This is a genomic window from Streptomyces sp. NPDC060198 (assembly GCF_042728415.1).
Lineage (GTDB): Bacteria > Actinomycetota > Actinomycetes > Streptomycetales > Streptomycetaceae > Streptomyces.
Genome location: NZ_JBHWZJ010000267.1, coordinates 1 through 9,048, shown reverse-complemented (window position 1 = coordinate 9,048; position 9,048 = coordinate 1). Strand labels below are relative to the sequence as shown.

The 9,048-nt window shown below is 74.0% G+C and carries 7 protein-coding genes and 1 pseudogene; 6 read left to right on the top strand and 2 right to left on the bottom strand.

Features of this window, described 5'->3' with window-relative positions; genetic code table 11:
* The coding region (locus tag ACFWEP_RS25830) for a primosomal protein N' (protein ID WP_387373313.1) at positions 1-2,023 on the top strand (2,023 nt) is incomplete at its 5' end.
* Positions 2,024-2,138: 115 nt separating this feature from the next.
* Here the strand turns inward: ACFWEP_RS25830 and ACFWEP_RS25825 are convergent.
* Positions 2,139-2,687: a hypothetical protein gene (locus ACFWEP_RS25825; RefSeq protein ID WP_387373311.1), complete on the bottom strand. Its 549-nt coding sequence runs from the start codon at positions 2,685-2,687 to the stop codon at positions 2,139-2,141.
* Positions 2,688-3,093: 406 nt separating this feature from the next.
* Here ACFWEP_RS25825 and fmt point away from each other — a divergent pair, with 406 nt between their 5' ends.
* Together fmt and ACFWEP_RS25815 are read left to right on the top strand one after the other, a co-directional pair.
* Positions 3,094-4,026 carry a methionyl-tRNA formyltransferase gene (fmt, locus tag ACFWEP_RS25820; protein WP_387373309.1) on the top strand — a complete coding sequence of 311 codons (933 nt, stop codon included), beginning with the start codon at positions 3,094-3,096 and terminating at the stop codon, positions 4,024-4,026.
* 53 nt (positions 4,027-4,079) lie between these two features.
* Positions 4,080-5,011, top strand: a pseudogene (locus tag ACFWEP_RS25815) (IS5 family transposase).
* 14 nt (positions 5,012-5,025) lie between these two features.
* Here the strand turns inward: ACFWEP_RS25815 and ACFWEP_RS25810 are convergent.
* On the bottom strand, positions 5,026-5,274 hold the full coding sequence (locus ACFWEP_RS25810) for a hypothetical protein (protein ID WP_387373307.1): 249 nt from the start codon (positions 5,272-5,274) through the stop codon (positions 5,026-5,028).
* A gap of 295 nt (positions 5,275-5,569) precedes the next feature.
* On the opposite strand from ACFWEP_RS25810, the gene ACFWEP_RS25805 reads away from it, so the two are divergent.
* The 3 genes from ACFWEP_RS25805 (at position 5,570) to ACFWEP_RS25795 (ending at position 9,000) form a co-directional block, all read left to right on the top strand.
* Positions 5,570-7,003, top strand: a complete 1,434-nt coding sequence (locus tag ACFWEP_RS25805; RefSeq protein ID WP_387373305.1) for an RsmB/NOP family class I SAM-dependent RNA methyltransferase — start codon at positions 5,570-5,572, stop codon at positions 7,001-7,003.
* Positions 7,004-7,188: 185 nt separating this feature from the next.
* A complete protein-coding gene (gene rpe, locus ACFWEP_RS25800) occupies positions 7,189-7,872 on the top strand; it encodes a ribulose-phosphate 3-epimerase (protein WP_387373303.1) in 684 nt (227 codons plus the stop codon).
* A gap of 132 nt (positions 7,873-8,004) precedes the next feature.
* Positions 8,005-9,000 (top strand): sugar-binding transcriptional regulator, encoded by a 996-nt coding sequence (locus tag ACFWEP_RS25795; RefSeq protein ID WP_387373319.1) that lies wholly within the window; start codon positions 8,005-8,007, stop codon positions 8,998-9,000.
* Positions 9,001-9,048: the final 48 nt, after the last annotated feature.

The following is a 9,048-nucleotide window of genomic DNA, read 5'->3' as shown; positions in this document are numbered from 1 at the left end:
GCCACCCGGCCCGGCCGCGACGCCCTCGCCGGGGGCCGCTTCCCTCTGGGCGGGCCTCCACCTCGATCAGTACTTCGACTACGCGGTGCCCGAGGAACTCGACGCCGAGGCGCAGCCCGGCGTCCGGGTCCGGGTCCGCTTCGGCGCCGGCGGACGCCAGGTCCGGGGCGGCCGGCGCGAGGGCGGCGGGCTGATCGACGGCTTTCTGATCGAGCGGCGGGCCGAGTCCGACTATCAGGGCACCCTGGCCGCGCTCGCCTACGTCGTCTCGCCGGAGCCGGTCCTCGGGCCCGAGCTGCTGGGTCTCGCGCGCGCGGTCGCCGACCGGTACGCCGGAAGCCTCGCGGACGTGCTCCAGCTGGCGGTGCCACCGCGCAACAGCCGCGCCGAGAGCAGCCCCTCGCCTCGGCCGCTGCCCCCGCCCCCGCCCCCCGCGCCCGGCCCCTGGGAGCGGTACGCCCAGGGGGCCGGCTTCCTGCGCGCGCTCGCCGAGGGCGGCGCACCCCGGGCCGTGTGGACCGCGCTGCCCGGCCCGCACTGGCCGCACGAGATCGCCCGAGCCGTCGCGGCCACCCTCGCCTCGGGACGCGGCGCCCTCGTCGTCGTCCCGGACGGCCGGGCGGCCGGACGGGTCGACGCGGCTCTGACCGCTCTGCTCGGCCCCGGCCTGCACGCGCTGCTCACCGCGGAGTCCGGTCCGGAGAAGCGGTACCGCGAGTGGCTCGCCGTCCGGCGCGGCTCCGTGCGGGCGGTGGTCGGGACCCGGGCGGCGATGTTCGCCCCCGTCGCGGACCTGGGGCTCGTCGTGATCTGGGACGACGGGGACTCCAGCCACAGCGACGACAACGCCCCCTTCCCCCACGTCCGGGAGGTCCTGGAGCTCCGGGCCGCCCACGGGCGGTGCGGGTTCCTCCTCGGCGCCACCGGCTGCACGGTGGAGGCCGCCCAGCTGGTCGAGACCGGCTGGGCGCTGCCGCTGACCGCCACCCGCGACCACGTACGGCGCACCGCCCCGCTGGTCCGCACGATCGGCGACGAGCAGCTCGCCCGGGACAGCGCCGCGCGTACCGCCCGGCTGCCCAGCCTGGCCTGGCAGACCGCGCGCGACGGGCTGCGCGACGGCCCGGTTCTGGTACAGGTCCCGCGCCGGGGATACGCTCCCCGGCTCGCCTGCGACCGCTGCCGCACCCCGGCCCGCTGCCGGCACTGTGCCGGACCGCTTCAGGCCCAGGACCAGCGGGAACTCGACTGCGCCTGGTGCGGGCGGCCCGAACACGCCTGGCACTGCGCCGAGTGCGGAGCCACCCGGCTGCGCGCGCAGATCGTCGGGGCCCGGCGGACGGCGGACGAGCTCGGCCGCGCCTTCCCCAAGGTGCCAATCCGTACCTCGGGCCGCGACCACATCCTGGACGTGGTGCCGGGTGACCCCGCCCTCGTGGTGAGCACCCCCGGCGCCGAGCCCGTCGCCGAGGGCGGATACGCGGCGGCCCTGCTGCTCGACGGCTGGGCCATGCTCGGACGGCCCGACCTCCGGGCGGGCGAGGAGGCGCTGCGCCGCTGGATCGCCGCCGCCTCGCTGGTCCGGGGCCAGGAGCAGGGCGGCGCCGTGGTCGTCGTGGCCGAACCGACGCTCGGCCCCGTCCAGGCCCTGGTGCGATGGGACCCCGCCGGGTTCGCCCGCCGGGAGTTGGCCGAGCGTGCCGAGCTCGGCTTTCCGCCCGTTTCCCGCATGGCCTCGGTGACGGGCTCGTCCGGGGCACTCACCGCGTTCCTCCAGAGCGCGAGCCTGCCGCCGGAAGCCGAGATCCTGGGGCCCGTACCGGTGCCCTCCGCCGGTCCGGGGCGACCGCGCCGGACCGGGGACGCTCCGCAGGGCGAGACCTGGGAGCGGCTGCTGATCCGGGTGGTTCCCGGGCGCGGTGCCGCGCTCGCCGCCGCGCTGAAGACGGCTCAGGCCGCGCGGACGGCCAAGGGCGGAGCGGAGCTTGTACGCATCAGGATCGATCCGCCCGACATCGGCTGACGCCGGACGCTTCCGGGCGGACTGCGGGGCCCCACGGTCGACGGGCCCGTCGGTGACCGGCCGTCCCGTGAGCGACAGCCGGTGTGGTGCGTCAGCCGCGGCTTCAGACGTCGCGTCAGCCGTTGCGCGGGCCGGGGAAGGCGCCCGGCCGCATGTCCCCGCGGAGCGGGGCGCCCGGCGCGGGCTGCGGAGGCATCGACCGGGCCGCGGGCACCGACGGCATCGGCGTACCCGTGCCGTGCGGGGGTCCCGCTTCGGTGGCGGGTCCGGAACGCCCGGCGGTGGCCTCGGCGGCCTCCCCGGCGGGCTGCGGAGCGTTACGGCGCGCGCCGTAACGGCGGTGCACCGCCTGCTTGGTGACGCCCAGGGCCGAACCCACCGCGTCCCAGGAGAAGCCCAGCGAACGGTCGAAGTCGACCGCCGCGGTGACGAGCGTCTCGACGCTGTCCCGCAGCTCCTGGGCCAGACGGACCGTGGGGGCGGGCGCCCGCCCGTAGACCACGAAGCCCGCGGAGGGGCCCGAGCGGCGCGGACGGTAGACATTGCCCAGCTGCGCGGTGAGGGTGCGCAGTGCGTCCACCTGCCGCCTGACCCGCTCGATGTCCCGCACCAGGAGATGCAGACTGGCCCGCGCTTGGGCGTCGTGCGTTGCGTGGTCGGCCATGAAGAAGCCTCTCGAACCGGCGTTGAAAGGGATCGGGCCGCCGCAGCGCGGCGACTCGCTTCGGTCAATCTCCTTTGACCAACGCCCGACCCGCCCTTGTGGTCACGCTCTCCGGCCGTTTCCGCATGTGCGCCGGGCGTACGCCGCGTGTGCGCCCCCTGGCCCGCGCCGCACCGGTGCCCCTTTCCGGCAGGGTCCGCTCGCGGCACCTTGGCCCGTCGGGGTGTTCGGCCGGCCCGCTCGCGGCGTCGGCCCGACGTCCTGACAGCTCCGCCGTAAGGACTCGTGGCCCCCTCGCGGGAGCACGCACCGAACACCGCTCCCCTGGGGCGACCTCGGCCACCGCGGCACTAGACTGGTGCGTCGCTCGTCACCGTACGCCCGCCCGAGAGGCAGTCAGCCACCCATGAAGCTCGTCTTCGCAGGCACCCCCGAGGTCGCGGTCCCCGCCCTGGACGCACTGATCGCCTCCGGCCGTCACGAGGTGGCCGCCGTCGTCACGCGTCCCGACGCACCGGCGGGCCGGGGACGACGGCTGGTCGCCAGCCCGGTCGCCGAGCGCGCCGAGGAGGCCGGGATCGAGGTCCTCAAGCCGGTCCGGCCGCGCGACGAGGACTTCCTGGCGCGGCTCCGGGAGATCGCCCCGGACTGCTGCCCGGTCGTCGCCTACGGCGCGCTGCTGCCGAAGGCGGCTCTGGACATCCCTGCCCGGGGCTGGGTCAACCTGCACTTCTCGCTGCTCCCCGCCTGGCGCGGCGCCGCCCCCGTGCAGCACTCCGTGATGGCGGGGGACGAGGTCACCGGAGCCTCCACCTTCCTGATCGAGGAGGGGCTCGACTCCGGACCCGTCTACGGAGTCCTGACCGAGGAGGTCCGTCCCACCGACACCAGCGGTGACCTGCTGACCCGGCTCGCCTTCGCCGGGTCGGGGCTGCTCGCCGCGACGATGGACGGCATCGAGGACGGCACCCTGCACGCCGTCCCCCAGCCGGCCGACGGGGTCACCCTCGCCCCGAAGATCACCGTCGAGGACGCCCAGGTGCAGTGGTCGGCGCCCGCCCTGCGGGTCGACCGGATCGTGCGGGGCTGCACCCCCGCCCCCGGCGCCTGGACGCTCTTCCGCGGCGAGCGGCTCAAGCTCGTCCAGGCCACCCCGGTGATCGACCGCCATGACCTCGCCCCGGGCGAGATCTCGGCCACCAAGAAGAACGTGTACGTGGGCACCGGCTCGCACGCCGTCGAGCTGCTCTGGGTGCAGCCCCAGGGCAAGAAGCCCATGCAGGCCGCCGACTGGGCGCGCGGTGTCCGTATCGCCCCCGGTGAGCTGCTCGGCCTCTAGGAGCTGTCCGGCCGATCATGTGACTACTCCGTGCCCGAGTCGTTCCTACGGGCATGGGGCGGGGTGATCTGAGTGATGTCGAGTGGGAACGGCTGCGGCCGTTCCTGCCGGTCAGTAGCGGGCGTTGTGGCAGGTGGCGGGATCACCGGCAGGTGATCGACGGGATTCTGCACCGGGTGCGGACCGGGGTGCAGTGGCGTGACCTGCCCGAACGGTTCGGGCCGTGGAAGACCGTCTACGAACGCCACCGCCTGTGGTCGGCCGACGGTACCTGGGAACGTCTGCTCCAGCAGGTTCAGGCCGCGGCCGACGCAGCAGGTGAGATCGACTGGGACATCTCGGTCGACTCCACCATCGTCCGTGCGCATCAGCATGCCGCGGGAGCCCGCACCGACCCACCGCCGGCCCCGGGATCAAAGGGGGTCGTAGGGAGGGAACACCAGGACGAGACGCCATGGCAGAGCCTGGTCGCCCGCCTGGTGGAGGTGGTGCTGGAGGCGAGGGCCTGGGCCGCTCGCGGGGCGGTTTCACCAGCAAGCTCCATCTGAGCGCGGACGGCCGCTGCCGCCCGATGTCCCTGATCGTCACGCCAGGACAGCGGGCGGACTGCACCCAGTTCGCGGCCGTCCTGGAGAAGATCCGCGTCCCCCCGCGTCGGGCCGGGAAGGCCCCGCAGGAAGCCGGACAGCCTGGCGGCCGACAAGGCATACAGCAACAGGCCAGGCCGCGATTACCTGCGACGGCGGGCATCCGGCACACGATTCCCGAGAAGACCGACAGCAAGGCGGCCCGGCTCCGTAAGGGCTCACGCGGTGGACGGCCACCAGCCTTCGACGAGGAGCGGTACAAGAAGCGCAACACTGTCGAGCGGGCGATCAATCGGCTGAAGCAGTCTCGGGCGGTCGCCACCCGTTACGACAAGCGCGGGTACGTCTCCCTCGGCACGGCCACAGCGGCAGCCCTCGTCATCTGGCTCCGTGCCTGAGCCCGAGTGGATCCTCAGAACCCTGCATCGGCGGGACGCTGGTGCCCACACGGAGCCGGGTTACCGTTCTTGTCGAAGACCTCGGAATCGTTGGCCGAATTCACCCACACCGTGATGCCCTGGCTGTGAACGACGACATTGAACGGGGACTCCTCGGGTGCTGTCTGCGTCACGACGGTGAACTCCTCACCCGGGCGCATCCAGTGATCGGTTCCCCACGGCTCCACCCACAGGCAGAGCATGCTGTCCGTCTCGTTACTCACGCTCGTCCTCGCCACGCCAGCACCCTAACGAGCAACATGATCGGCCGGACAGCTCCTAGGGCGTGCATGAGCGGCGCCGGGTGCGTGGTCCGGGCCTTCCGGCCGGAGCGCCCGTTCGGGACGTAGCCGGGCGCTCCGGGCGGTGCGGCGGGAGTGCGTGCCGGGTGTCGCGACGGGGCGGACCTCGGCCGGCGCGGCACCGGGCGGGGCCGACCGGCACTGGTTCCGCGGCCCGCACGGCGGCGACGTAGGCTGGGTGGGTTCGTCCCCTCACCATCAGCGGAGCACCTTTCACGTGAACGACCAGCCGCGTCGCCGTCCCGCCCAGCCCCACCGCCGCCCGAAGAAGGACCCCGTGCGGTTCCTGGCCTTCGAGGCCCTGCGGGCGGTCGACGAGCGCGATGCCTACGCCAACCTCGTGCTGCCACCGCTGCTCAAGAAGGCCCGCGCCAAGGGTGACTTCGACAGCCGCGACGCGGCGCTGGCGACGGAGCTGGTCTACGGAACGCTGCGCCGGCAGGGCACGTACGACGCGATCGTCGCGGCCTGCATCGACCGGCCGCTGCGCGAAGTCGACCCGCCGGTGCTCGACGTGCTCAACATGGGCGTGCACCAACTGCTCGGCACCCGCATCCCCACCCACGCCGCAGTCTCCGCCAGCGTCGAGCTGGCGCGCGTGGTGCTGGGGGAGGGGCGGGCCAAGTTCGTCAACGCGGTGCTGCGCAAGGTCACCGCGAAGGACCTGGACGCCTGGCTCGACCAGGTCGCGCCGCCCTTCGACGAGGACGCCGAGGCGCACCTCGCCGTGGTCCACTCGCACCCGCGCTGGGTGGTCTCCGCCCTGTGGGACTCCCTCGGTGGCGGCCGGGCCGGGATCGAGGACCTCCTCGAAGCAGACAACGAACGCCCCGAAGTCACCCTGGTCGCCCGCCCCGGCCGGTCCACCACCGCCGAACTCGCGGAAGCCCTGGGCGAGGAGCAGTCGCTCCCGGGCCGCTGGTCGCCCTACGCCGTACGCATGGCCGAGGGCGGCGAGCCCGGTGCGCTGGCCGCCGTACGGGACGGCAGGGCCGGAGTGCAGGACGAGGGCAGCCAGCTCGTCGCCGCCGCCCTCGCCAACGCCCCGCTGGAGGGCGACGACACCCGCTGGCTCGACGGCTGCGCCGGGCCCGGCGGCAAGGCCGCTCTGCTTGCCGCCCTCGCCGCCGGGCGGGGCGCCGCTCTGCTCGCCGCGGAGAAGCAGCCGCACCGTGCGCGGCTCGTGGAGCGGGCACTGGCCGGCAACCCGGGCCCGTACCAGGTGATCACCGCAGACGGCACCCGCCCGCCGTGGCTGCCCGGCAGCTTCGACCGCATCCTGATGGACGTGCCGTGCTCCGGTCTGGGCGCGCTGCGCCGCCGCCCCGAGGCGCGCTGGCGCCGTCGGCCCGAGGACCTGGAGGGTTTCGCCCCGCTCCAGCGCGGACTGCTGCGCGAGGCACTCGAGGCGGTACGGGTCGGCGGGGTCGTCGGCTACGCGACCTGCTCGCCCCACCTCGCCGAGACCCGGACCGTGGTGGAGGACGTCCTGAAGGGGCGTGGCGGCGACCCGGTCGAGGCGGAGTGGGTGGACGCCCGCCCCCTGATGCCCGGTGTCCCCGCGCTGGGGGACGGCCCCGACGTCCAGCTCTGGCCCCACCTGCACGGCACCGACGCGATGTACCTCGCGCTGCTGCGGCGTACGGGCTGACCGGCCGGCCGCGGACGCGCCCCGGCGACGGGGCGGATGCCGAGGCGGGCGTGATCCGCTCCGTGCCCCTTCCTCCCGGCGTGGGGGAGCATGTACGGCGTGCGTTGCCCGAACCGTGACCACCCCGTGAGGCTTTGGGGCTCCCTGTGGCGGGCAAGCGGTCCGGAGCATGGCAGGCTTGGGGCATGGCCCAGATCAACCCCAGCATTCTCTCCGCCGACTTCGCCCGTCTCGCCGATGAGGCGAAGGCGGTGCAGGGCGCCGACTGGCTCCACGTCGACGTGATGGACAACCACTTCGTGCCCAACCTGACTCTCGGTGTGCCCATCGTGGAGTCGCTGAGCCGGGCCACCGACACCCCGCTCGACTGCCACCTCATGATCGAGGACCCGGACCGCTGGGCGCCGCAGTACGTAGAGGCCGGCGCCGGCTCCGTCACCTTCCACGTGGAGGCGGCGGCGGCCCCGGTCCGGCTCGCGCGGGAGATCCGGGCCAAGGGCGCGCGCGCGTCGATGGCGCTCAAGCCGGCGACGCCCATCGAGCCCTACGAGGACCTGCTCCCCGAGCTCGACATGCTGCTGATCATGACCGTGGAGCCGGGCTTCGGCGGGCAGGCGTTCCTCGACATCATGCTGCCGAAGATCCGCCGCACCCGGGACCTGATCTCCCAGCACGGCCTCGACCTGTGGCTGCAGATCGACGGCGGGGTCTCCGCGGAGACCATCGAGCGCTGTGCCGAAGCGGGCGCCGACGTGTTCGTCGCGGGTTCGGCGGTGTACGGGGCGTCGGACCCGGCCGAGGCGGTACGCGCGCTGCGGGCCAAGGCGGAGTCTGCGACGGCCGCCGCGCCCTGGGCATGCGGCCACTGAGCCAAGGGCAGATGAACGCGGCCCGACGAGGCCGATCAAGTTCGCCGGATCTGACAGGATGAACGGCGTAACGGGCGTGTGAACAGCAGTGAGGAGATCGCGGTGTCTGGCATCTCGGCGGGTCGGTCAGCCATGCGGATGGGCCCCGCGGAGCTCGTGCAGGCGGCGGCCATGGCTCGGCGGTTCTATCTGGAGGGGAAGTCCAAGATCCAGATCGCCGAGGAGTTCGGCGTCAGCCGCTTCAAGGTGGCCCGGGTCCTGGAGACGGCCCTCGAACGTGATCTCGTGCGCATCGAGATCCGGGTGCCGGCCGAGCTGGACGCGGAGCGCTCCGACGCGCTGCGGTCCCGGTACGGTCTTCGCCACGCGGTCGTCGTGGAGTCCCCGGCGGACGAGCAGGAGGACGCCCCCGACCCGGAGAACCTGGGCGAGGTCGCGGCCGATCTGCTCGGCGAACTGGTGACCGAGGGCGATGTCCTCGGACTGGCGTGGGGCCGCTCCACCATCCACATGGCGGCGGCGCTCGACCAGTTGCCGCCGTGCACGGTGGTCCAGCTGACCGGCGTGTACGACGCGGGCACGGCCGAGCGCGGATCCGTGGAAGCGGTCCGCAGGGCCGCCCAGGTCTCCGGCGGCGAGGCGCACCCCATCTACGCCCCGATGCTGCTCCCGGACCCGGCCACCGCCGCCGCGCTCCGCAATCAGACGGGGATCGCGCGCGCCTTCGACTACTTCGACAAGGTCACCGTCGCGGCGGTGTCCATCGGCTCCTGGGAGCCGGGCATCTCCACCGTCCACGACATGCTGTCGGACGACGAGCGCGCCCACTACGCCTCCCTCGGCGTGGCGGCCGAGATGTCCGCCCACCTCTTCGACGCCGAAGGGCGCCGGGTCGGCCGGGATCTCGGCGAGCGCTGCATCACCGTGGAGGCCGACCGGCTCCGCCGCATCCCCGAGGTCGTCGCCATCGCGGGCGGCCAGCGCAAGGCCGCGGCGATCGGAGCGGTGCTCCGCTCCGGCCTGGTGACCAGCCTGGTGACGGACACGGCCGCCGCCGACTACCTGCTGACCGAGTCGGCCGCCGGAATCAGGCCCGCCCTGGAGCGGGCCGACCCGGACGGCCACTGACGGATCTCCGTGACCGGGAAGCGAAGAGGCCGGCACCCCGCGACGGGG